Genomic DNA, 23477 nt, shown 5'->3' on the forward strand with positions numbered 1-23477 from the left:
TTAGCCCCGAGTCTGCAGGCGCATTTCGCGCTCCGCTTCGGTCAGAGAGGCCAGGAAGGCGTCACGCTCGAATACACGGGTCATGTAACCTTTCAGCTCTTTGGAACCCGCGCCGATCAGATCGATGCCCAGCTGCGGCAAACGCCATAACAGCGGTGCCAGGTAGCAATCCACCAGGCTGAACTCTTCGCTCATGAAATACGGGGTCTGGCCAAAGATAGGGGCAATCGCCAGTAATTCTTCGCGCAGCTGGCGGCGAGCTGATTCAGCTTCCTGACCGTTGCTCTGCTCGATTTTGTACATCAGCGAATACCAGTTTTTCTCGATACGCAGCATCATCAGGCGGCTCTCACCACGGGCAACCGGATAAACCGGCATCAATGGTGGATGCGGGAAACGCTCATCAAGGTATTCCATGATGATACGGGATTCATACAAGGTCAGCTCGCGATCGACCAGCGTAGGCACCGTCTGGTACGGGTTGAGGTCAATCAGGTCCTGCGGCAGGTTATCCAACTCAACCTGCTCAATCTCAACGCTGACACCTTTCTCCGCCAGTACGATACGTACTTGATGGCTAAAAATGTCGGTCGGGCCAGAGAACAGCGTCATTACCGAACGTTTGTTGGCAGCGACAGCCATGAAAACCTCCAAGTTATCTAGAAAATACTGCGAATAGCCAACTTCCCTTCATTTTTCATACCACAACAGCGCGGATTTACCTGTCTCACCCCAATGACTTAGCACACTAAGTTCCAGGGACGAGTCCGGTTACCGCCTTGCTGCACCACGAAATATATCGGGTATACCAGGCTGCTATCCTGAATGATCTTGACCGCAGGCCAGCAACGCGCAGCTAAACCCGAGGTCTAAAAACCGGCCTTGGAAGTAAACTGATAACTGCTGCATGGCGAACAGGCGCAAAAGTGGGTGATAGTTTACCAGATTTTGCTTGTTTTGTGGGGGCTGTACGGCTAATTCGTATTGAATTGTCTGATATACCAAAGATTTTAGTAACGACAACTTGATTTTCAGGCATAAAAAAACCCGGTGAAGCACCGGGTTTTTTGCGTAAATTCCACTGCCAAGGCAGTAAAAAATTAACGCTTGGAGAACTGCGGACGACGACGTGCTTTACGCAGGCCGACTTTCTTACGTTCAACCTGACGGGCGTCACGAGTAACGAAGCCAGCTTTACGCAATTCTGCACGCAGAGTCTCGTCGTACTCCATCAGTGCACGGGTGATACCGTGACGGATAGCGCCAGCTTGACCAGAGATACCACCACCTTTAACGGTGATGTACAGGTCAAATTTACCAACCATGTCGGTCAGTTCCAACGGTTGACGAACTACCATGCGGGCAGTTTCGCGACCGAAGTACTGTTCCAGGCTGCGCTGGTTAATTACGATGTTACCACTGCCCGGCTTGATAAAAACGCGAGCGGCGGAGCTTTTGCGGCGACCAGTGCCGTAGTATTGATTTTCAGCCATTGCCTATAATCCCGATTAGATGTCAAGAACTTGCGGTTGCTGTGCCGCATGAGTGTGCTCGTTGCCCGCGTAAACTTTCAGTTTACGGAACATCGCACGACCCAACGGACCCTTTGGCAGCATGCCTTTAACCGCGATTTCAATCACGCGCTCAGGACTGCGGGCAATCATCTCTTCAAAGGTCGCTTGCTTGATACCACCGATGTGGCCAGTGTGGCGGTAATACACCTTGTCTGTACGCTTGTTGCCGGTTACAGCAACTTTTTCTGCGTTCAGAACGATGATGTAGTCACCGGTATCAACGTGCGGGGTGTATTCCGCTTTATGCTTGCCGCGCAGACGACGAGCCAGTTCAGTAGCGAGACGGCCTAAAGTTTTACCATCTGCATCAACAACGTACCAGTCGCGTTGAACGCTCTCTGGTTTAGCTGTAAAAGTTTTCATTAGAAAGCTTACCCAATAATTAGTTACACGTTGGTGAACACCCAAACGCTCGAAAACAGTTGAGGCTCACACGACCATACAAGTCCAGCAAACCTACCCCTTCGAATAGCCATTGCCGGCACTATAAAGTTTTTGGGAAAAAAAACTTTGTTGTAACGTGGGGTCGCAAGATTATAGAGAAGTCGCTCACAAAGATCGAACGCTTTTTGAATGGAAATACAATTTATCGCTAGCAGAGGAAAACCGGGGACTCCCATGACTGAATCCCCGCGAACCTTATGGCAGATGCGGCAGTTTCAAATACTCCTCACTCTGCATCTCTTGCAGGCGCGACAAGCAACGCTGGTATTCAAACTTCAGCCGCTCGCCCTGGTAGATTTCAAACATCGAGGTTTCGGCCGAAATAACCAGCTTAACGTGCCGTTCGTAAAATTCGTCCACCAGTGCCAGAAAACGACGCGCGGTATTTTCCTTCAGCGGCCCCATCACCCGCACATTATACAGGATGACGCTGTGATACAGGCGCGATAATGCAATGTAGTCTAACTGGCTGCGCGCATCCTCGCACAGGGTGTGGAAATCCACCGCCAGCACGCCATCAACCGCACGGATCGCTTGCAACGGCCGATGATTGATCTGCAAGACCGGAGCAAACTCACCGTCTTTGCCCGCTAACTTCACAAACATCCGGTCCATGGTCTGCCGAGTCTGCTCATCAAGCGGCGTCAGGTAAAGATGCGCCTGTGTCAACGTGCGCAGGCGGTAGTCAATACCCGCATCGACGTTCATAACATCACAATATTCATTAATCAGATCTATCGCCGGCAGGAAGCGTGCACGCTGCAAGCCATTGCGATACAGATCGTTCGGCGGAATATTGGAGGTGGCCACCAGCGTGATACCACGGGCAAACAACGCCTGCAACAGCGTTGCAAGCAGCATGGCATCCGTGATGTCGGAGACAAAGAATTCGTCGAAACACAGCACATCGGTCTGCGCCTTGAAACCATCGGCAATAATTTCAAGCGGGTTTTCCTGCCCTTGCAGCTCCGTCAGCTCTTCGTGCACGCGCAGCATAAAGCGATGGAAATGCAGCCGCAGCTTGCGATCCCCCGGCAGGCTGTGGAAAAACATATCCATCAACCAGGTTTTGCCGCGCCCAACACCGCCCCACATATATAGACCCTGTACCGGACGCTGCTTTGCCACTTCGTTACTCTTGCCCAGCAAACGACTGAGCTTGCCACGCAACCCACCGGTTGGCGCACTGACAGTGGGTGTCTGCTGCAGGGCCTGATAGATGTGATCCAGTTGAGTCACGGCCTGACGTTGAACCGTATCGGCCTGGTATTCCCCCGCGTCCAGCGCCTGCTGGTAGCGAGATAGCGGTGATTGTGCCTGCATCTGTTCGATGTTCCCTAAGAACGCTATCCCCTTCATCTTCAAGCTGCCGCAGCGTTACCTTCTTTCTTATCTCAACAGCTTAGAAAGCTAAACGTTGGAAATCCGCACGGTTGCTGCCTTGTCGTAGCTTGAAACCTATTGGGCATAATAAATTATTTAGCCAATTTTGGCGGCAAGTTGATGCTGCTTCGCACCGTTATCGCCACAAATACCTACTCCGGGCAATGCTGAAAAACCCTGTAAACATTAGGTAAAAGCTCATCAGGATTCCACTCGGACAAGGTTAACGGTTATAGTGGATATTATTAAGTGAAAAATCCCTGCGGAACAACGAAGTCAAAATAGGAGTCATCATGACCTGGGAGTATGCGCTGATTGGTTTGGTGGTCGGTATCGCCATTGGTGCGGTAGCGATGCGTTTTGGTAACCGTAAATTACGCCAACAACAAGTTTTGCAGAACGAGTTGGACAAAAGCAAAACCGAGCTGGAAGAATATCGTCAGGAGCTGGTCGGCCATTTTGCCCGCAGCGCTGAGCTGCTGGACAATATGGCACGTGACTATCGTCAGCTGTACCAACATATGGCGAAAAGCTCTAACAACCTGCTGCCAGACCTGCCGATGCAGGAAAACCCGTTCCGCTATCGCCTGACCGAAGCCGAAGCGGACAACGATCAGGCGCCGGTAGAAATGCCGCGTGACTACTCTGAAGGCGCATCTGGCCTGTTGCGTGGCGAACGTCCACGTCGCGACTAAACGCTTTTCTTGACCCGTGGGCCAACCCCACGGGTTTTTACCCTTCTCCTACTGCTTATCCCACTCTGAACTATCCTTAACGCTGGCGACAGAGTGAACTTTTCACGCAAATTCACGGTCTTACCCTTCACTATGGTATTGCTGCGGCTTTATCATCACTATTTCACCGGCAGGTATTGAGAGAGTTATTATCAATGAAGAAAAAGTCGTTAATTCTTAGTGCATTGGCAATGAGCATTGGCCTCACACTGACCTCCGTACCGGCAGCCACCGCGGCGATGCCCGTCGCCGTTCAGGGGCAGCCGCTGCCAAGCCTGGCGCCGATGCTGGAAAAAGTTTTGCCTGCAGTCGTCAGCGTGCATGTTGAAGGGACTCAGGTGCAGCGCCAACAAGTACCGGAGGAGTTTAAACGCTTCTTCGGCCCAGGCGGTCCTGGACAGCAACAAAGCTCACGTCCATTTGAAGGGCTAGGGTCTGGCGTCATTATCGATGCCGCCAAGGGCTATGTGCTGACCAACAACCACGTGATCAACAACGCCGACAAAATCAGCGTGCAGTTGAATGATGGCCGTGAAGTGGACGCCAAGCTGGTTGGTCGTGACGAACAGTCCGATATCGCCTTACTGCAACTGAGCGACGTGAAAAACCTGACTGCGATTAAAATAGCGGACTCAGACCAACTGCGGGTCGGCGATTTCGCTGTGGCCGTCGGTAACCCATTCGGTCTCGGCCAAACCGCCACTTCCGGTATTATTTCTGCGTTGGGTCGTAGCGGCCTGAACCTGGAAGGGCTGGAGAACTTCATCCAGACCGATGCCTCCATCAACCGTGGTAACTCAGGCGGCGCATTAGTTAACCTCAATGGCGAGCTGATCGGTATCAATACCGCCATTTTGGCACCCAGCGGCGGTAACGTCGGCATCGGCTTCGCCATTCCGAGCAACATGGCGCAAAACCTCAGCCAGCAGTTGATCGAGTTTGGTGAAGTGAAACGCGGCTTGCTGGGCATTAAAGGCAGTGAAATGACGGCCGATATGGCCAAAGCATTTAATACCGATGCCCAACGCGGTGCCTTCGTCAGTGAAGTGCTCCCGAAATCAGCCGCCGCCAAAGCGGGGATCAAAGCCGGCGACATTCTGGTTTCTGTTGACGGCAAACCGGTCAGCAGCTTCGCCGAGCTGCGTGCCAAAGTAGGGACTACCGCACCGGGTAAAACCATCAAGGTTGGATTGCTGCGTGACGGCAAGCCGCAGGAAGTTTCCGTTACGCTGGATAACAGCGAAAGTGCTTCCACCAATGCCGAAACGCTGTCACCGGCCTTGCAGGGTGTTTCACTCAGCAACAGTGCCCTTCCTGGCGGCGATAAGGGCGTGAAGATCGACCGGGTAGATAAAGGCTCTGCGGCCGCGCAGATTGGTCTACAAAAAGACGATGTGATCATTGGCGTCAACCGCCAGCGCATTGAGAACATCACGGCGCTGCGTAAGGTCCTCGAAGCCAAACCGCCGGTGATGGCGCTGAACATCGTACGTGGCGGTGAAACCCTTTATTTGCTGCTGCGTTAATCAGTAATTTGTTTAAAAACCGGGCTCAGTGACATACTGCGCCCGGTATTCTCATGTTATCCTCCGTGTATCTTTCATCTCACGTACTAAAACTCCATGTTTGCTAAGCTCTTGCGCTCCGTCGTTATTGGTCTAATCGTTGCCGGTTTGTTGCTGGTTGCTCTGCCTGCGCTACGTTCTTCCAATACTCTGTTCGCAGAAAAACATGACAATACCCGTGATGAAACGCCGGTTAGCTACAACAAGGCGGTACGCCGTGCCGCGCCTGCCGTAGTGAATATCTATAACCGTAATATGAGTGGCGCCGCCAACGTGCTGTCGCTAGGTTCTGGCGTGATCATGAACGATCGCGGTTATATCCTGACGAATCGCCACGTGATTAAAGATGCACAGCAAATTACGGTAGTACTCCAGGATGGCCGCCGCTATGAAGCGCTGCTGGTCGGCTCTGACAGTCTGACCGATCTGGCGGTACTGAAAATAGACCCAGGCAATCTCCCGGTAATCCCATTTAATAACGCCCGCACGGCACACGTCGGTGACGTCGTCTTGGCGATCGGCAACCCTTATAATCTCGGTCAGACCGTTACCCAGGGGATCCTTAGCGCCACCGGGCGTATCAGTATGAGCACAACCGGCCGCCAGACCTTTTTGCAGACGGATGCTTCGATTAACCGTGGCAACTCAGGGGGGGCACTGGTCAACTCACTGGGTGAACTCATCGGTATAAACACGCTGACCTACGACAAAATCACCGACGGTGAAACCCCGGAAGGTTTAGGGTTCGCTATTCCTATCGAACTGGCGACCAAAATCATGGATAAACTGATCCGCGACGGTCGCGTCATCCGTGGCTATTTTGGTATTCAGGGTAAAGAGATTATTCCCCTGCGTTCGTCCAATTCTGGCATTGATCGCCTGCAGGGCATTATCGTGACAGAAATTACGCCGAACGGCCCCGCAGGCAATGCGGGTTTCCATATCAACGACGTCATTATCAATGTGGATAACAAGCCAGCAATCTCGGTGCTGGAAACCATGGACCAAGTGGCAGAAATCCGCCCAGGGACTGAGATTCCGGTAGTCGTGCTGCGAGAAGGAAAACGTATCACGCTGAAGATGACGGTCGGTGAGTTCCCGGAAGACAGCAATTAAAAAGGGCCCGGCAATGCCGAGCCCCCATACTGCATTTCCGCCGGAGGCAACGCCCCGGCGTTTAACGAATTACTCGCCTTTCACACGCTCGATATTGGCACCCAGCGCACGCAGCTTGTCTTCAATACGCTCATAACCACGGTCAATGTGATAGATACGATCGACAACGGTCACGCCGTCGGCGATACAACCGGCCAACACCAGGCTAGCAGAAGCACGCAGATCGGTTGCCATCACTTGAGCGCCTGACAGTTGCTCAACGCCATGACAAATCACCGTGTTGCTCTCGATCTCTGCGTGTGCACCCATACGGATCAATTCAGGCACGTGCATGAAACGGTTTTCAAAGATGGTTTCGGTGATCACACCGGTTCCTTCCGCGACCAGGTTCAGCAAGCTGAACTGGGCCTGCATGTCGGTTGGAAAGCCCGGATGCGGCGCGGTACGCACGGTGACCGCTTTCGGGCGTTTGCCATGCATGTCCAGGCTGATCCAGTCTTCACCCACTTCAATATCTGCACCGGCTTCACGCAGTTTGGCTAACACGGCATCCAATGTATCTGGACGGGTGTCGCGGCACAGCACTTTACCGCCAGAAACTGCCGCGGCAATCAGGAAGGTACCGGTCTCAATACGGTCAGGCAGAACGCGATAAACACCGCCACCCAGGCGCTCAACACCTTCGATGGTGATGCGGTCACTGCCCGCGCCGGTAATTTTCGCACCCAGCGTGTTGAGGAAGTTGGCAGTATCAACAATTTCCGGCTCACGTGCGGCGTTTTCAATCACGGTGGTGCCCGTCGCCAGAGTGGCTGCACTCATGATGGTCACGGTAGCGCCGACGCTCACCTTGTCCATCACGATGTGTGCGCCCTTCAGACGGCCGTCGACGGAAGCTTTAACATAGCCTTCTTCCAGTTTGATCTCTGCACCTAGCTGTTCCAGGCCGGTGATATGCAGGTCAACCGGACGTGCACCGATCGCACAACCACCCGGCAGTGAAACCTGACCACGACCAAAACGAGCAACCAATGGCCCCAGCGCCCAAATGGAAGCGCGCATGGTTTTCACCAAATCGTACGGCGCACAAAATTCGTCCACGCCGCTGGCGTCAACAAACACGGAACCGTTGCGCTCAATCTTGGTGCCTAACTGGCTGAGTAGCTTAATGGTGGTATCGATGTCCTTCAGCTTCGGGACATTCTGCAGCTCGACCGGTTCTTCCGCTAACAGTGCGGCGAACAAGATCGGCAGGGCGGCGTTTTTAGCCCCGGAAATAGCAACTTCACCGCTGAGGCGGGTCCGGCCCTGCACACGAAATTTATCCATTTGACTACTCTCTATTATCTAAACTGACGCTGCCCGCCCTGCTGGGCAAACAGCCTTAAAATCCGTTGAGTTTGCGGTCTCGCTGCCACTCTTCAGGGGTGTATGCCTTGATCGACAAAGCATGAATACGGTTGTCCGCAATGTATTCCATCAGAGGCGCATAGACCGCCTGCTGTTTCTTAACGCGGCTCATAGCAGCAAATAACTCGCCGACCACGATCACCTGAAAATGGCTGCCGTCGCCGGTAACATGTGCTTCATCCAGTGCCAATGCTCGCATCAACACGTCTTTTATCTCGTTATTTTCCATAGTATCCAGTTCTGCATCAAAAGGATCATAATCAGCCTGACATCTTAGTGGAATACGACGTTTTCTTAAACTAAAGAAAAAGCCCCTGCATGACAGGGGCTTTTTGAAAGATAACCGTCTTTAGACAGCCTAAAATAGGGCTAACCAGCGGTATCGACAGGCATTATTGCTTGCAGGTTGTACAGCGCGATCAGCGTTTTCAAACGATCGCTGGCACCAGAAATTTTTAATTCCACACCACGCTGACGCTGCTGTTCGCGCAGATGCACCAGCAGTGCCAACCCGGAAGAGTCCACGCGCTGCAGTTGCGTAACGTCGAGGACGGTTTTATCCGCCATCAACGTTTCCCGCTGTTCCCACAGCGGCAACAGCGTTTCCCGATCCAGTTCACCGCGCAGGATCAGGGTCTGTTGTTGCGATTCAAAGCTGAGTGCTGCGGACATCAGTTTTTCTGATCCAGCGTGATTGGACGCTGCGCCGCTGCCTGCAGTTGTTTCGTCAGGCCATCAATACCTTGGGTACGCAACGTAGATGCCCACTCGTTCTGTTTAGTGGTGATCATGCTGACGCCTTCGGCAATCATGTCATACGCCTGCCAATAACCGGTTTTGCTGTTTTTACGCCACTGGAAATCCAGACGCACCGGCGGACGACCACCTTGATCAATGATGGTTACGCGGATGGCCACGATATCGGCAGTGCCGAGCGGCTGTTCAGGTTCAATCTGATATGTCTGGCCGTGGTACATTGCCAGCGCCTGGCCGTAAGCTTGTTCCAGATAAGCCTGGAATGCGGTGAAGTAGGCTTCACGCTGTGCCGGTGTCGCTTCTTTGTAATAACGTCCCAGCACCAGTGCGCCAGCGTATTTGACCTGTACAAACGGCATCAACTCCTGGTGCACGACGCTACGCAGGTAGTTAGGGTCTTGCTTGATTTTTGGCTGCTCTGTTTTCAGACGGTTGAAGGTCTTTTGAGCCGCATCTTGCATCAGGCTGTAAGGATTGGTTTGATCGACCGCATTCGCCAGCGGCGCAACCACCAGCAGGGCAACCATAAGTAAACGTTTAAACATGCAGGCTTCCTCTCTTAATGAATGTGGGCAGCAGATTGCGGCGCAGCACCGGCAGCCGGCGCAGAAGCCGCGTCTCCCGCTTTATCTGCGTTATCCTGACCGCCGCTCTTATACAAGAACTGGCCGATCAAATCTTCCAGAACCATGGCTGATTTGGTGTCCTGAATAGTGCCGCCGTCTTTCAAAATGGCAGTCCCCATATCCGGATCTTCAAAACCGACGTTCAGCGCCAGATATTGCTCTCCCAGCAGGCCGGAAGTACGGATCGCCAATGAACTGGTATCCGGGATCTGGTCGAATTTATCCTGGATATCCAGGGCGACACGCGGTGTATATGTTTTTGGATCAAGGGAGATATCAGCCACACGCCCGATAACCACACCACCGATTTTCACCGGCGAACGTGCTTTCAAACCGCCGATGTTATCGAAGGTCGCGTAAATACGGTATGTCGGCTCGTTACCGATCGACTTAATGTTCGCCACTTGCAGGCACAAGAATACGATGGCGCACAGCGCAATCAGCATAAATGCCCCAACCCAGATTTCACTCTTCTTCGTTTGCATCGAATCAATTCCCAAACATCAGTGCTGTCAGCACGAAATCCAATCCCAACACCGCCAGTGACGAATGTACCACGGTACGGGTCGTTGCCCGGCTAATCCCTTCAGAGGTCGGTACCGCATCATACCCGTTGAAAATGGCAATCCAGGTCACGGTGATGGCAAATACCACGCTCTTTATCAGGCAGTTGAGTAAGTCTTTTTTCCACTCCACGGCGCCCTGCATTGCTGACCAGAAGAAGCCACTGTCAATGCCTTTCCAGTCTACGCCAACCACCGAACCGCCCCAGATGCCAATCGCGACAAAGATAAGCGTCAATAGCGGCATGCTGATCAATCCAGCCCAAAAGCGTGGTGCAACAATACGCCGTAACGGATCAACCGCCATCATTTCCAGGCTGGAGATTTGTTCGGTTGCCTTCATCAGGCCAATTTCGGCCGTCAACGCAGAACCGGCGCGGCCGGCAAACAGCAGTGCGGTCACCACGGGCCCCAACTCGCGCAACAATGACAGCGCCACCATCATGCCCAGACTGGCCTCGGCGCTGTAGGTGGTGAGCACAATATAGCCCTGCAGCCCCAGCACCATGCCGATAAACAACCCGGAAACCATGATGATCAACAGTGACTGTACGCCAACGCTGTGCATCTGCTTGAGCAACAGCGGCCACTGTTTGCGCGGCTCAGGCCGCCCGACCAGCGCGCCCCACAGCATCAACCCTGCACGCCCAAAGCTGGCGCTGGTGTTGATGCCACGGCGTCCTAACGACGCTAACGCCTGTAATAACATCAGCTTATTTACTCCCTAAACCTAACAGCTCGGCCTGATAGTCGCCGGCCGGATAACGGAAGGGTACTGGCCCATCGGCAATACCATCCAGGAACTGGCGCACGCGCGCATCAGGATTGTTCTGTAATTCTTGCGCCGTGCCTTCGGCTATCACCCGATGATCGGCAACAATGTACGCGTAGTCGGCGATGCTCAGGACTTCTGGCACATCGTGCGAAACCACGATGCAGGTGATACCCAACGCGTGATTCAGCTCATCGATCAGCTTGACCAATACACCCATGGTGATCGGATCCTGGCCGACAAAAGGCTCATCGAACATGATCATTTCCGGATCGAGCGCGATAGCCCTCGCCAGTGCGGCACGCCGTGCCATACCGCCAGACAACTCATTGGGCATCAGGTCAGCTGCACCACGCAACCCAACCGCTTCCAGCTTCATCATCACCGTGCTGCGCAGGAGAGGTTCCGGTAAACGGCTATGTTCGCGTAGCGGGTAAGCCACGTTCTCAAACACCGTCAAATCGGTGAACAGCGCCCCTGACTGGAACAACATGCTCATTTTCTTGCGCGCATCATACAGTTGATGGCGGGACAACGCAGGAATGTTGTCGCCATCGAACCAAATCTCGCCACAGTCCGGCGTCAACTGACCGCCGATCAGACGCAAAAGCGTCGTTTTGCCAATGCCGGACGGCCCCATGATCGCCGTCACCTTGCCACGGGGAACCGTCAGGTTGATATCTTCGAATATCAGTCGATCGCCACGCGAGAAACTCATGTCACGAACTTCGACCAGGTTCTCTGCCTTCTGGTGCATGTTAATTGATCCTTTACGGCTCATTTTTGCTAAATCTACCCGTGATGTTAAAGCAACGGGCGCAATGCGTCTTATCTTTACAAAAACTTACCGGCATTGCGTTACCAATGGTGCGCTGAGACCGAGCCGCTGATTCGGCTCACCAATCTCACGTCTCGCGCCTTGCTGCGCACTCAAATTGCCACCAGCGCTGCTCACGCACAAGGAGAAGCGCAGCCTAATTTTACTTTTACGCGCCACCCGGTCAAAATTGGCACCATAACGAAAAAAAACGAAAGTGTTCATATATTAGCCGGGAAAACCCGTTGCTGCGGCTTTAGCGTGCACAACGGAGGGCAAAGCAAGATAGCCGAATTACGGCTTTTAACCAACGAACCGGGATAATACCCAACAAAGGACCCTGCATGTTTCTCGCGATAGCGTTATTAATCGTTGGTTTATTTTTACTGGTGTATGGCGCAGACCGCTTAGTTTACGGTGCTGCAGTCATTTCTCGTTCACTTGGCGTGCCGCCGCTGATCATCGGCATGACCATCGTAGGTATCGGCACGTCCTTACCGGAGCTGTTCGTATCAACGACAGCAGCGCTGAACGGGCAAATAGATATGGCCGTTGGGAACGTATTAGGTTCCAATATTACAAATATTTTGCTGATACTGGGTGTCGCCGCGCTGATACACCCTCTGGCGGCACGTTCCGAAGTGTTGCGGCGCGAACTGCCGCTGATGTTGGCGGTCACAGTACTGTGCGGTTTCGTGTTGATGGATGGCACCTTGAGCCGGTTGGATGGCGTGGTGCTGTTGGCCGCCGCCGCGGTCTTTATTCTATTGATGTTAAAAATTGCCCGACTGGCGCAGCGTGAAGGCAATGACAGCCTGACCGTAGAGCAAATGGCCGAACTGCCACAGGACAGCAGCAATACCGTCGCGGTGCTGTGGCTGGTGTTGGCGTTTATCATTCTGCCACTGTCTTCCAGAATGGTGGTCGATAACGCCACGGTGATTGCGCACTATTTCGGTATGAGTGAACTGGTTGTCGGTTTGACCATTATTGCTATTGGAACCAGCCTGCCTGAACTGGCTACCTCCATTGCCGGGGCACTAAAGGGTGAGGATGATATGGCGATTGGTAATATCATCGGCTCCAATATTTTCAATACCGTAATCGTACTGGGGGTTCCCGCCCTGCTGTCCCCGGGCAGCGTCGACGCTGCCGCCTTCCATCGCGATTACTGGGTGATGCTGGCAGTCAGCATTGTGCTGAGTGCCCTGTGCATTGGGCGGAAACATCGCATCGGCCATCTGGCGGGCGCTCTGTTATTATGTGGTTTTATTGCGTATCTTGCGGTGCTGTTCTTTAACCCTTTCAGTACTTTCGGCTAAACCGACGGGAATGAGTATGTCAAACATTCAGTTGCAACCGGGCTTTGATTTCCAGCAGGCAGGCAAAGAAGTGCTGCAGATTGAACGTGACGGGCTGGCTCAGCTCAGTCAATACATCAATGCAGACTTCACCCGCGCCTGCGAGCTGATTGCCGGTTGCAGTGGCAAAGTGGTCGTGATGGGCATGGGTAAATCCGGGCATATCGGCTGCAAAATTGCTGCAACTTTTGCCAGCACAGGCACACCTGCGTTCTTTGTTCATCCCGCCGAAGCCAGCCACGGCGACCTTGGAATGGTTACTACGCAAGATATCGTGCTCGCCATATCAAACTCGGGTGAGTCTAACGAAATCCAGGCGCTGATCCCGGTGTTGAAGCGCCAGCAAATCCCATTGATCTGCATGACCAACAACCCAGACAGCTCGATGGGCAAAGCGGCCGATATTCACCTGTGCATCAAGGTGCCACAGGAAGCCTGCCCGTTGGGTCTGGCTCCTACCACCAGCACCACGGCGACGCTGGTGATGGGTGACGCCTTGGCCGTCGCACTGCTGAAAGCCCGTGGTTTCACACCGGAAGATTTTGCCCTTTCGCACCCAGGCGGTGCTCTGGGCCGTCGTCTGTTGCTGCGTGTATGCGACATTATGCACAGCGGCGACGAAATTCCCCATGTCAGTGCCGACGCCTCTTTGCGCGACGCGCTGCTGGAAATCACCCGTAAAAATCTGGGCATGACGGTCATCTGTGACGATCTGATGAAGATCGCCGGTATCTTTACCGACGGTGACCTGCGCCGGATATTTGATATGGGCATTAACCTCAACGACGCCAGGATTGTCGATGTCATGACGCTGGGCGGCATCCGCGTACGCCCAAACCTGTTGGCCGTCGACGCGTTAAATCTGATGCAACAACGTCATATCACCGCGGTGCTGGTTGCCGATGGCGACCAATTGCTGGGTGTGGTACATATGCATGACATGCTGCGCGCCGGTGTCGTTTAATTATGGAAGAGAACTCAATGAGTCTGGTTGAAACCTGCTACGGGCCTGTAGAACAAGATGTCATGGCGCGTGCCGGGAAAATCCGCCTGCTGATTTGTGATGTCGATGGCGTGCTGTCAGACGGCCTGATTTTCATGGGCAACAATGGCGAAGAATTAAAAGCATTCAACGTCCGTGACGGTTACGGTATCCGCTGCCTGAAAACCTCAGATATCGAGGTGGCGATCATCACCGGTCGTTCCGCCAAGCTGCTGGAAGACCGGGCAAATACCCTCGGTATCACCCACCTTTATCAGGGGCAATCCGATAAGCTTTTGGCCTTCCGTGAACTGTTGGATACACTGTCGCTTACGGCAGATCAGGTCGCCTATATTGGCGACGATCTGATCGACTGGCCGGTGATGGCGCAAGTTGGCCTGGCCGTTGCGGTCGCAGATGCACATCCGTTGCTGCTGCCACGCGCCCACTACGTTACCCGCATTGCCGGCGGCCGCGGCGCGGTGCGCGAGCTGTGCGACATTATTCTTTTGGCTCAGAACAAGCTGGAGGACGCCAAAGGGCTGTCGATATGAGTAAAACCAAACTTTGGATCACCCTTTTGCTGGCGGTGATCGCATTGGCGCTGATTGGCTGGAACATGGCTGATTTCAATAATGACGCGGTCCCAGGGCCGGTGAACAGTCAGGACCCGACTTACCAGAGCCAGCACACGGTCACCATAGTGTACAATCCGACCGGCAAGCTGAGTTACAAGCTGGTAGCGGAAGATGTGAAGTATTATACCGCCGATGATTTAAGCTGGTTTACCCAGCCAGTGATGACGCTGTTTGATGAAAACGCGGTGGCTACCTGGTCAGTTCGCGCCGATCGCGCCAAACTGACTAAAGATCGGATGCTGTATCTTTACGGCCATGTCGAGGTGAATAGCCTGACCACCACCTCACAGCTGGAAAAAATTAAAACAGATAATGCTCAGGTGAACCTGGTGACCCAGGATGTGTCTTCGGATGACGAAGTGACACTCTACGGGACGAACTTCACCTCTAACGGCATGAAAATGCGTGGGAACCTGCGGACCAAAACCGCTGAGCTGATTGATAAGGTTAAGACCAACTATGAAATTCAGAACCAAAAAACAACGCCGTAATCTGTTGATCGGCAGCTTGATTTTGGCCGCCAGCGCCCCCGCTTGGGCGCTGAAGTCCGACTCCAATCAACCGGTGAGCATTGATTCACTGAAACAGTCTCTGGATATGCAGAGCAACGTCAGCACCTTTACTGATAACGTGGTGATTAAGCAAGGCACCATCGATATCAAGGCGGACAAGGTCGTGGTGACTCGGCCGGGCGGCGATCAGAACAAAACCTACATTGAAGCCTTTGGTAACCCAGTGACTTTTTACCAGATGCAAGACAGTGGTAAGCCGGTGAAAGGCCATGCCCAAAAGGTCCGTTACGATGTCGCCTCGCAGTTAGTGACCCTGACCGGGAATGCCTATCTGGAACAGCTCGACAGCAACGTAAAAGGCGATCGCATCACCTACCTGGTGCAACAGCAGCAAATGCAGGCGTTTAGCGATAAAGGCAAACGCGTGACTACGGTTCTGGTACCGTCGCAGTTGCAAGACAAAAACGGGCAAAAGAAGAGTAACTAATCACTTATGGCTACACTCATCGCAGAAAACTTGGCGAAAGCCTACAAGGGCCGCAAAGTTGTTGAAGACGTCAGTCTGAACGTGAAATCCGGCGAAATCGTCGGCCTTCTGGGGCCGAACGGTGCCGGTAAGACCACCACCTTCTACATGGTGGTGGGTATCGTTCAACGCGACGCCGGGCGTATCGTGATTGACGAAGAAGACATCAGCCTGTTGCCACTGCATGCGCGCGCGCGTCGTGGTATCGGCTATCTGCCGCAAGAAGCGTCAATCTTCCGCCGCCTGAGCGTGTATGACAACCTGATGGCCGTTCTTGAGATCCGTGATGACCTCAGCAGCGAACAGCGAGCAGACCGTGCGGTAGAGCTGATGGAAGAGTTCCATATCTCCCATCTGCGCGACAACCTGGGCCAGGCCTTGTCCGGTGGCGAACGCCGCCGCGTGGAGATCGCCCGAGCCCTGGCGGCCAACCCGAAATTCATCCTGCTGGATGAACCCTTCGCCGGGGTCGACCCCATCTCCGTTATCGACATTAAAAAGATTATCGAGCACTTGCGTGATAGCGGCCTGGGCGTGCTGATCACCGACCACAACGTGCGCGAAACGCTGGACGTATGTGAACGCGCCTACATTGTCAGCCAGGGCAAACTGATTGCTCACGGCACGCCGGATGCTATTCTGGCCGATGAGCAGGTGAAACGCGTTTATCTGGGCGAAGAATTCCGCCTCTGAGTACCAGCGCGCCCATTGGGCGACGGTTAACGGAAGTAAACAGAAGATTATGAAGCAAGGTTTGCAACTCAGGTTTAGCCAACAATTGGCTATGACCCCCCAACTCCAGCAGGCTATCCGCCTGTTGCAGTTGTCCACGCTTGAACTCCAGCAGGAGATACAGCTGGCGTTAGAGAGCAACCCATTGCTTGAACAGACTGACCTGCACGAAGAAATCGAAACCAAAGAAACCCTCGAAACCGAAGGTTTGGACACCCGCGAAGCGCTAGAACAGAAAGACATGCCGGAAGAGCTGCCGTTGGACGCTACCTGGGATGAAATCTATACGGCGGGTACCCCCTCCGGTACCCGTACTGATTACAGCGATGATGAACTCCCGGTTTATCAAGGTGAAACCACCCAGACCCTGCAGGACTATCTGATGTGGCAGGTGGATCTCACACCGTTTTCCGATACGGATGCCGCCATCGCCACCTCAATCGTTGACGCTGTCGACGACACCGGTTATCTCACCGTGCCGCTGGAAGACATTCTGGAGAGCATCGGTGACGAAAATGTGACAATGGACGAAGTCGAAGCCGTATTGAAACGCGTACAGCGTTTTGATCCGGTTGGCGTTGCCGCGCGCGATCTGCGTGATTGCCTGTTGGTTCAGCTTTCCCAGTATGCCGAAGACACGCCCTATCTGGCTGAAGCACGCCTGATCATCAGTGAACACCTGGACTTGCTGGCCAACCACGACTTTCGCAGCCTAATGCGAACAACGCGCTCAAAAGAAGATACACTGAAAGAAGCGATGCAGCTGATTCAGTCACTCGATCCGCGTCCGGGCCAGTCGATCAATACCGGCGAGTCTGAGTACGTGATCCCAGACGTGCTGGTACGCAAAGTGCAAGATGTTTGGACGGTTGAGCTCAACAGTGACAGCATTCCACGGCTGAAGATCAACCAGCAATACGCCGCCATGGGCAACAGCGCGCGTAACGACAGCGACGGACAGTACATCCGCAGTAATCTGCAGGAAGCCAAATGGCTGATCAAAAGTCTGGAAAGCAGGAACGACACTTTACTGAAAGTCTCACGCTGCATTGTCGAGCAGCAACAGGCCTTCTTTGAGCAAGGTGCAGAATTTATGAAACCCATGGTACTGGCGGACATCGCTCAGGCCGTGGAGATGCATGAATCGACAATCTCACGCGTGACTACGCAAAAGTTTTTGCACAGTCCGCGCGGCATTTTCGAATTGAAATATTTCTTCTCAAGCCATGTGAATACCGACAGCGGAGGCGAGGCTTCCTCTACGGCGATCCGGGCAGTCGTGAAGAAAATGATCGCGGCGGAAAACCCCGCCAAACCGCTCAGCGACAGCAAGCTGGCCACCCTGCTCTCCGATCAGGGGATCATCGTGGCGCGGCGTACCGTCGCCAAGTACCGAGAGTCTTTGTCCATCCCGCCGTCCAACCAGCGTAAACAGTTGGTTTGACCTCTATTGAGAAGGAAGACACTATGCAGCTCAACATTACCGGACACCACATCGAAATCACCGAACCATTGCGTGAGTTCGTGAACACCAAGTTCGCTAAACTCGAACAGTATTTTGACCGCATAAATCAGGTGTATGTCGTTCTTAGTGTGGAAAAAGTGCAACAGATTGCGGAAGCAACGGTGCACGTGAATGGAGGCGAGTTGCACGCCACCTCGGAAGACGAGAACATGTATGCTGCAATTGATACCCTGATCGACAAACTGGCACGTCAATTGAACAAACATAAAGACAAACTGAAGCAACACTGACATTCTGGGCCGTTTCCGTCCGCGGATTCGGCTCAAACGTAGATTCGGCCATCGGCGCGTTACCTGTTTGTGTATGGGTACCGCGCCGATAAGCCAACAGGCGAAAAATCACCTCACAAGCCTGCTTGCTGGTGTGGTTTTAAGTGAAGATGAGATGAACAACGAAACAATGCAATTAAGCTCGGTCTTAAACATCGAGTGCACCAGAAGCGCCGTCCATTGCACTAGCAAGAAACGCGCTTTGGAAATTATCAGCGAACTGGCCGCCAAGCAGCTAAACCTGTCACCACAGGTGGTGTTTGACGCGGTTCTCACCCGCGAGCGTATGGGCAGCACCGGTATCGGCAACGGTATCGCCATTCCCCATGGCAAACTGGAAGAGGACACATTGCGGGCTGTTGGCGTGTTTATCCGTCTCGACCAACCTATCGCCTTTGATGCCATTGATAACCAGCCGGTCGATCTGCTATTCGCCTTACTGGTACCGGCAGATCAATGTAAAACCCATTTGCATACCCTGTCCCTGGTCGCCAAGCGCCTGGCCGACAAAACCGTATGCCGTCGCCTGCGTGCCGCGCAAAGTGACGAAGAGCTTTACCAAATCATCACCGAGTAACGCCCGGCTGGCGTGACTTCCAGCCCGGATAACGATACTGTTTAGCCATGATGGATTCCGGTTCAGGCCGGAATAATAAAGTTTCTAAAGGTGGCGATAGACGCCACTGAGATGCCAGGGGAGTTTCCACATGGTGCTGATGATTGTCAGCGGCCGTTCCGGTTCAGGGAAATCCGTCGCCTTGCGGGCGTTGGAAGACATGGGTTTTTACTGCGTTGATAACCTGCCCGTGGTACTGCTACCGCAGCTTGCCAATACGCTGGCGGAACGCAACAGCTCCGCAGCGGTAAGCATCGACGTACGTAACATGCCGGAATCGCCGGAAGTGTTTGAATATGCGATGACTCAGCTGCCTGACAGCTTCTCGCCGCAGTTGCTGTTCCTCGACGCCGATCGCAATACGCTGATTCGCCGCTACAGTGATACACGCCGTCTGCATCCGCTCTCTAGCAAGAACCTGTCACTGGAAAGCGCTATCGATGAAGAGAGTGATCTGCTCGAACCCCTGCGTTCCAGAGCCGACCTGATCATCGACACGTCAGAAATGTCAGTGCATGAGCTGGCCGAAATGCTGCGTACCCGCCTGTTGGGCAAACGCGAGCGTGAGCTAACCATGGTGTTTGAATCCTTCGGCTTTAAACACGGTATCCCGATCGATGCCGATTACGTGTTCGACGTACGATTCTTGCCGAACCCACACTGGGATCCAAAACTGCGCCCAATGACCGGTTTGGATAAACCCGTTGCCTCATTCCTCGATCGCCACACTGAAGTGCACAACTTCATCTACCAGACGCGCAGTTATCTGGAACAGTGGCTGCCGATGCTGGAAACCAACAACCGCAGCTACCTGACAGTGGCCATTGGCTGTACCGGCGGTAAACACCGTTCAGTGTACGTGGCGGAACAATTGGCCGACTACTTCCGTTCGCGCGGCAAGAACGTGCAATCACGCCATCGTACGTTGGAAAAACGCAAACAATGACGGTCAAGCAAACGGTTGAAATCAAAAACAAACTTGGTATGCATGCACGCCCAGCGATGAAGCTGTTCGAGCTGGTGCAGAGTTTTGACGCCGAAGTGATGCTGCGTAACGACAGCGGCACAGAAGCCGAGGCCAGCAGCGTGATTGCGCTGCTGATGCTGGACTCCGCACAGGGGCGCCATATCGAAGTGGAAGCCACAGGTCCGGATGAAGTAAAAGCGTTGGCCGCCGTGATTGAGTTGATTAATTCCGGTTTTGACGAAGATTAAAGAGTAAGGTGCGCTGCATGATGCGCACCGATTTTACAACACCTCATTCCTGCAGCTAGATCCGGCTCAAACAGTCCAGCGCCACCGCCTTAAAGCTATCAAAATTGTCACTGCCCAGCAGGCGACTCATCGATCGTTCACGCACGAAGGTGACGAACAGATCATAGATCGCCATCGCTTCTTCGTAATCGCTTTTACTGATTGCCAGCAGGAAGATCACGTGAGCGATCTCACCTTCGCCCCAGACGATGCCCTGTGGTGCCAGCAACGTCACCACCACGGTTTTTTTCGCCAGTAACCCGAGTGAGTGTGGCAGTGCGATACCTTCACCCAACATCGTGGAAACAATGGTTTCGCGCTCAACTACCGACGGATAAAAATCATCACCAACATAGCCTTCACGTTCAAGCTGGCTACAGACTTGCTGGAACAATTGCGCCTGGGTCAGCGGTTCGTTGACCACCATAAAGTGGTCGGCATCGAAGAACTTCTCCAGCATGTAGGGTTTGGTGCGATCCACCAGAACCAGCTTGCCAAGCTGCTCTAGCTGATATTCAGTCGGGAACGGCGACATCACAACCACAGGCTTGTTCTTTTCGCTGACCCGCGCGTTGGAAATAACAAAATCTTCGTCAATATGGTTGAGCACCTCGTAATCACGTAGCGAAACGATCCTCGTCATGACCAGTTGTGGGTACTTACGCGCAATCTGTGCCTGGATCATCCGCACCGTCGAGTTGCCGGTATCACAGACCAACATCACCTGCGGGTGCCGCTCATAGCCGATGTTGTAATGCCGTTCCAGCCCAACACCAATGTGCAGTACCAGATACCCAATTTCGTTCTCACTCAGGGTATAAGGCGTGTATTTCCCCCAGCTAGACACTGCCGCCAGCGTCACATCATAGGCCATCGGGTAATGCTGCTTGATATTCGCCAACAGTGGATTGGGGATATTAATCTGGTACTTCACCCGAGTGATCATGGTTTTGATATGGGTGAGCAGATCGGCTCGCAGCTGTTTATCACCCTGCAAATTGTAGTTATAGTGCGCGTTGATGTAGGACAGAATGTAATCCACCAGCGCTTCTTCATCGTCTGCGTTGATCTCGGTCGGCTGCACCTCTTGCACCCGCCGCGCAGCAATATTCACCCGCAGGTAAGCCTCTTCCGCCATCGACACGTCTTTCCCGCTGGCTTTGCGCAGCTCACCTGCCAACCAGGTAGAGACCTTGCGTACCGCGTCATCGCCATCCTCAACGTCAAAGTCCGGTAACGGGTAGCCGTCGGTAATGCGCCGCAACGCCACCGCACAGTAGAAGATAAGGTACTGCTCGCCCTCATCGGTCAAACGAATGGCGTATTGCGACAACAGCGGATGCAGCAGCCCGGCGAAAGTAGACACCTGTGGTTGCAGCAGGATCTCATTGTTGAGTAGCGGGTTCTCCGCGTCGGCCAGATGCAGTTGGAATAAAAGATCGGTCAGACAAGCACGGATCGCCATCTCAGAGCCAAACAGCTTCATACCGTAACGCGGTTTGGTTTCGATGGTTAACTGGTAGTGCGCCAAGCGCTCTCTCACCTCAGCCATGTCGTTTTGCAGCGTACCGCGGCTGACAAACCATTCATCGGCTAAATCTTCAAGCTTTAGAGAAAAAGCTGAGGTCAAAAAACGAATCAGCAGATAGTGCACGCGTTCCTGTGCACTACGCGGCGTCGCGTGCTTTTTGCGTTCTTGATGCTGCAAGGCGCTGAACAGCGCAGCGTCATCAACCTGTAAGTGGTAGCCCGCACCACGGCTATGTACAAAGTGGGCCCCGTATTTTTCCAGAATATCGTTCAGTGCGGTGATATCAGCACGTACGGTTCGGGTAGACACGGCGAAACGCTTCGCCAGCTCATCCTGTGGCAAAGTCTCAGACTGTAAAGCATCAAACAGATAGGCTAAACGCGGGTAGGGAAATCGCACCATTCTCTTTCCGTCAATGTAAGGTGCCCGCCTGGGGAGTCAGACGGGCAGCGGGTTACTTCGCGAGCGGCAAAAACACCATTTGCGATGGGCTGCCTACCGGCGTGTAGCCTTCAGCAAAGCTGAGTTTGCCACTGGCCTTATCCACGCTGAATCGGGTGACATTATCGCTGCGCTGGTTCATCGCATACAGATAGTGCCCGTCCGGGCTCAGCGTCAGTGACCGTGGGTAATCACCGCGCGTCCAGATCTCAGCCACCGAGTACAGCTCGCCATCAGGCCCAACGCTGAATTGCCCAATGCTGTTGTGCAGCCGGTTAGCAACATAAAGATGTTTACCGTCCTCGCTCAGGACCAGGCCTGCGGCAAAGTTGGTGCCCTTATAATCAGCGGGCAGCGAAGACACAACATGCTGCTGTTTCAGAGTACCTTTTTGGTTATCAAAACGGTAGCTGGTCAGCGTCGAGGCTTCTTCGTTCACCAACAGCAACGTTTTGCCGTTCGGGTGAAACACAAAGTGACGTGGACCTGCGCCGGCAGAAGATGCCGTGATCCACGGCGGATCGTTTGGCGTCAGTTGACCGCTGGCATCATCAAAGCGCCATTGATAGATACGATCCAGCCCCAGATCGGTTGAAAACACATATTTACCGCCAGGATCGCTGGCGATCATATGCGCATGCGGACCATTGTGATCGCTGATGGCGAAGCTACCTTCCACCGCCGCTTCTGGCTTGCCGGCGCCTGCCGGCCCTTGCTGTTGCTGCACTGAGCTGGCGTTGCCGAGCTTGCCATCACTCTGAATCGGGAATACCGCCACGGTACCGCTGACGTAGTTCGCCACCAGCAGATGGCGACCGTTTGGCGTAGGAGAAAGGTAAACGGGCCCTGCCCCCTGTGAGTCAACCTGATTGAGCTGAGTCAGGCTACCGTCAGTTGGGTTGATACGGTAAGCAATAATGCCGCCATGCTTAGTGCCGTTAAAGTCTGCCACTTCGCTGGCAACATACAGCGTCTGCCCTTTGGCATCCACGGCGAGCTGTGCCGGGTTCGCCTGGCTGCTGACCAATGTCCTGGCGCTCAGCGCGCCGCTGGCCGGATCAACCTGCACCCGATAAACACCTTCACCATTGGGATTGTAAGTACCGATATAAGCAAAATGAGATGACGTGGATTTCATTGCATCCTCAGCGTGCAGCACCGGGCTGGCCATCGCCAGTAGCGCCAAGGTTAACGCGGTGCGTAGGGGTGGAGACTGCCAGTTTCGCATAGTTATCCTTATGAGAGATAGCGGCGCGGCGCGGTGTGACCGCGCCTGTGGATACAGAACCTGTCGCCTCCCTGCCTTACGTCATCCGATATGCCCTGCTTA

27 protein-coding genes are annotated in these 23477 nt (G+C 53.6%); 14 read left to right on the top strand and 13 right to left on the bottom strand.

Annotated elements, in window-relative coordinates; all coding sequences use genetic code 11:
* The 4 genes from sspA to zapE all read right to left on the bottom strand — a co-directional run bounded on the left by sspA (position 1) and on the right by zapE (position 3341).
* Positions 1-642, bottom strand: coding sequence for a stringent starvation protein SspA (sspA, locus tag AC2FCQ_RS10665; protein ID WP_037416363.1), 642 nt, complete (start codon positions 640-642; stop codon positions 1-3).
* 458 nt (positions 643-1100) lie between these two features.
* The gene (gene rpsI, locus AC2FCQ_RS10670; protein WP_020831838.1) at positions 1101-1493 is read right to left on the bottom strand and encodes a 30S ribosomal protein S9; all 393 of its coding nucleotides are present in this window, start codon (positions 1491-1493) and stop codon (positions 1101-1103) included.
* 15 nt (positions 1494-1508) lie between these two features.
* Positions 1509-1937 (bottom strand): 50S ribosomal protein L13, encoded by a 429-nt coding sequence (gene rplM / locus AC2FCQ_RS10675; RefSeq protein WP_209637165.1) that lies wholly within the window; start codon positions 1935-1937, stop codon positions 1509-1511.
* Positions 1938-2213: 276 nt separating this feature from the next.
* On the bottom strand, positions 2214-3341 hold the full coding sequence (gene zapE / locus AC2FCQ_RS10680; protein WP_209637625.1) for a cell division protein ZapE: 1128 nt from the start codon (positions 3339-3341) through the stop codon (positions 2214-2216).
* A 353-nt stretch (positions 3342-3694) separates the two neighbouring features.
* Here zapE and zapG point away from each other — a divergent pair, with 353 nt between their 5' ends.
* The 3 genes from zapG (at position 3695) to degS (ending at position 6816) form a co-directional block, all read left to right on the top strand.
* Complete coding sequence (gene zapG, locus AC2FCQ_RS10685) at positions 3695-4096, top strand: Z-ring associated protein ZapG (protein WP_006317094.1); 402 nt, start codon at positions 3695-3697, stop codon at positions 4094-4096.
* A 194-nt stretch (positions 4097-4290) separates the two neighbouring features.
* On the top strand, positions 4291-5661 hold the full coding sequence (gene degQ / locus AC2FCQ_RS10690) for a serine endoprotease DegQ (RefSeq protein WP_209637164.1): 1371 nt from the start codon (positions 4291-4293) through the stop codon (positions 5659-5661).
* Positions 5662-5757: 96 nt separating this feature from the next.
* The gene (degS, locus tag AC2FCQ_RS10695) at positions 5758-6816 is read left to right on the top strand and encodes an outer membrane-stress sensor serine endopeptidase DegS (protein WP_061807832.1); all 1059 of its coding nucleotides are present in this window, start codon (positions 5758-5760) and stop codon (positions 6814-6816) included.
* A 69-nt stretch (positions 6817-6885) separates the two neighbouring features.
* Here the strand turns inward: degS and murA are convergent, their stop codons facing one another.
* The 7 genes from murA to mlaF all read right to left on the bottom strand — a co-directional run bounded on the left by murA (position 6886) and on the right by mlaF (position 11700).
* A complete protein-coding gene (gene murA, locus AC2FCQ_RS10700; protein WP_209637162.1) occupies positions 6886-8145 on the bottom strand; it encodes a UDP-N-acetylglucosamine 1-carboxyvinyltransferase in 1260 nt (419 codons plus the stop codon).
* A 55-nt stretch (positions 8146-8200) separates the two neighbouring features.
* Complete coding sequence (gene ibaG, locus AC2FCQ_RS10705) at positions 8201-8455, bottom strand: BolA family iron metabolism protein IbaG (RefSeq protein WP_017894138.1); 255 nt, start codon at positions 8453-8455, stop codon at positions 8201-8203.
* Positions 8456-8595: 140 nt separating this feature from the next.
* Positions 8596-8898, bottom strand: a complete 303-nt coding sequence (gene mlaB, locus AC2FCQ_RS10710; protein ID WP_490307890.1) for a lipid asymmetry maintenance protein MlaB — start codon at positions 8896-8898, stop codon at positions 8596-8598.
* On the bottom strand, positions 8898-9527 hold the full coding sequence (gene mlaC, locus AC2FCQ_RS10715; RefSeq protein WP_209637159.1) for a phospholipid-binding protein MlaC: 630 nt from the start codon (positions 9525-9527) through the stop codon (positions 8898-8900). Before mlaC ends, mlaB begins: the two co-directional genes overlap by 1 nt.
* Before the next feature lie 14 nt (positions 9528-9541).
* Positions 9542-10093 (bottom strand): outer membrane lipid asymmetry maintenance protein MlaD, encoded by a 552-nt coding sequence (mlaD, locus tag AC2FCQ_RS10720; protein ID WP_209637157.1) that lies wholly within the window; start codon positions 10091-10093, stop codon positions 9542-9544.
* Between the two features lie 4 nt (positions 10094-10097).
* On the bottom strand, positions 10098-10880 hold the full coding sequence (gene mlaE, locus AC2FCQ_RS10725; protein WP_037416339.1) for a lipid asymmetry maintenance ABC transporter permease subunit MlaE: 783 nt from the start codon (positions 10878-10880) through the stop codon (positions 10098-10100).
* A 4-nt stretch (positions 10881-10884) separates the two neighbouring features.
* Entirely contained in the window at positions 10885-11700 is an 816-nt protein-coding gene (mlaF, locus tag AC2FCQ_RS10730; protein WP_037416336.1) for a phospholipid ABC transporter ATP-binding protein MlaF, read from the bottom strand.
* 404 nt (positions 11701-12104) lie between these two features.
* Here mlaF and AC2FCQ_RS10735 point away from each other — a divergent pair, with 404 nt between their 5' ends.
* The 11 genes from AC2FCQ_RS10735 to npr all read left to right on the top strand — a co-directional run bounded on the left by AC2FCQ_RS10735 (position 12105) and on the right by npr (position 20136).
* A complete protein-coding gene (locus AC2FCQ_RS10735) occupies positions 12105-13082 on the top strand; it encodes a calcium/sodium antiporter (protein WP_265555901.1) in 978 nt (325 codons plus the stop codon).
* A 16-nt stretch (positions 13083-13098) separates the two neighbouring features.
* On the top strand, positions 13099-14085 hold the full coding sequence (gene kdsD / locus AC2FCQ_RS10740; protein WP_209637147.1) for an arabinose-5-phosphate isomerase KdsD: 987 nt from the start codon (positions 13099-13101) through the stop codon (positions 14083-14085).
* Positions 14086-14102: 17 nt separating this feature from the next.
* The gene (gene kdsC / locus AC2FCQ_RS10745; RefSeq protein WP_209637145.1) at positions 14103-14657 is read left to right on the top strand and encodes a 3-deoxy-manno-octulosonate-8-phosphatase KdsC; all 555 of its coding nucleotides are present in this window, start codon (positions 14103-14105) and stop codon (positions 14655-14657) included.
* The gene (gene lptC / locus AC2FCQ_RS10750) at positions 14654-15232 is read left to right on the top strand and encodes an LPS export ABC transporter periplasmic protein LptC (protein WP_209637143.1); all 579 of its coding nucleotides are present in this window, start codon (positions 14654-14656) and stop codon (positions 15230-15232) included. The genes kdsC and lptC overlap by 4 nt, the downstream gene beginning before the upstream one ends.
* A complete protein-coding gene (gene lptA / locus AC2FCQ_RS10755; RefSeq protein WP_006317105.1) occupies positions 15201-15740 on the top strand; it encodes a lipopolysaccharide ABC transporter substrate-binding protein LptA in 540 nt (179 codons plus the stop codon). Before lptC ends, lptA begins: the two co-directional genes overlap by 32 nt.
* 6 nt (positions 15741-15746) lie before the next feature.
* Positions 15747-16472 (top strand): LPS export ABC transporter ATP-binding protein, encoded by a 726-nt coding sequence (gene lptB, locus AC2FCQ_RS10760; protein WP_037416315.1) that lies wholly within the window; start codon positions 15747-15749, stop codon positions 16470-16472.
* A gap of 49 nt (positions 16473-16521) precedes the next feature.
* Positions 16522-17955 carry an RNA polymerase factor sigma-54 gene (rpoN, locus tag AC2FCQ_RS10765; protein WP_209637141.1) on the top strand — a complete coding sequence of 478 codons (1434 nt, stop codon included), beginning with the start codon at positions 16522-16524 and terminating at the stop codon, positions 17953-17955.
* 23 nt (positions 17956-17978) lie between these two features.
* Complete coding sequence (gene hpf / locus AC2FCQ_RS10770) at positions 17979-18266, top strand: ribosome hibernation promoting factor (protein ID WP_004948547.1); 288 nt, start codon at positions 17979-17981, stop codon at positions 18264-18266.
* Between the two features lie 154 nt (positions 18267-18420).
* Positions 18421-18882: a PTS IIA-like nitrogen regulatory protein PtsN gene (gene ptsN, locus AC2FCQ_RS10775; protein ID WP_172479792.1), complete on the top strand. Its 462-nt coding sequence runs from the start codon at positions 18421-18423 to the stop codon at positions 18880-18882.
* Between the two features lie 130 nt (positions 18883-19012).
* Positions 19013-19867, top strand: a complete 855-nt coding sequence (gene rapZ, locus AC2FCQ_RS10780) for an RNase adapter RapZ (RefSeq protein ID WP_012147065.1) — start codon at positions 19013-19015, stop codon at positions 19865-19867.
* The gene (npr, locus tag AC2FCQ_RS10785; protein WP_020831874.1) at positions 19864-20136 is read left to right on the top strand and encodes a PTS phosphocarrier protein NPr; all 273 of its coding nucleotides are present in this window, start codon (positions 19864-19866) and stop codon (positions 20134-20136) included. Before rapZ ends, npr begins: the two co-directional genes overlap by 4 nt.
* A gap of 55 nt (positions 20137-20191) precedes the next feature.
* On the opposite strand, the gene AC2FCQ_RS10790 is transcribed toward npr, so the two are convergent.
* Positions 20192-22108, bottom strand: coding sequence for a BglG family transcription antiterminator (locus tag AC2FCQ_RS10790; RefSeq protein WP_490307889.1), 1917 nt, complete (start codon positions 22106-22108; stop codon positions 20192-20194).
* Between the two features lie 52 nt (positions 22109-22160).
* Positions 22161-23375: a lactonase family protein gene (locus tag AC2FCQ_RS10795; RefSeq protein ID WP_265555899.1), complete on the bottom strand. Its 1215-nt coding sequence runs from the start codon at positions 23373-23375 to the stop codon at positions 22161-22163.
* Between the last annotated feature and the right edge of the window lie 102 nt (positions 23376-23477).

The sequence above is a fragment of the Serratia sp. CoH_134_PS_4 genome, assembly GCF_058190535.1.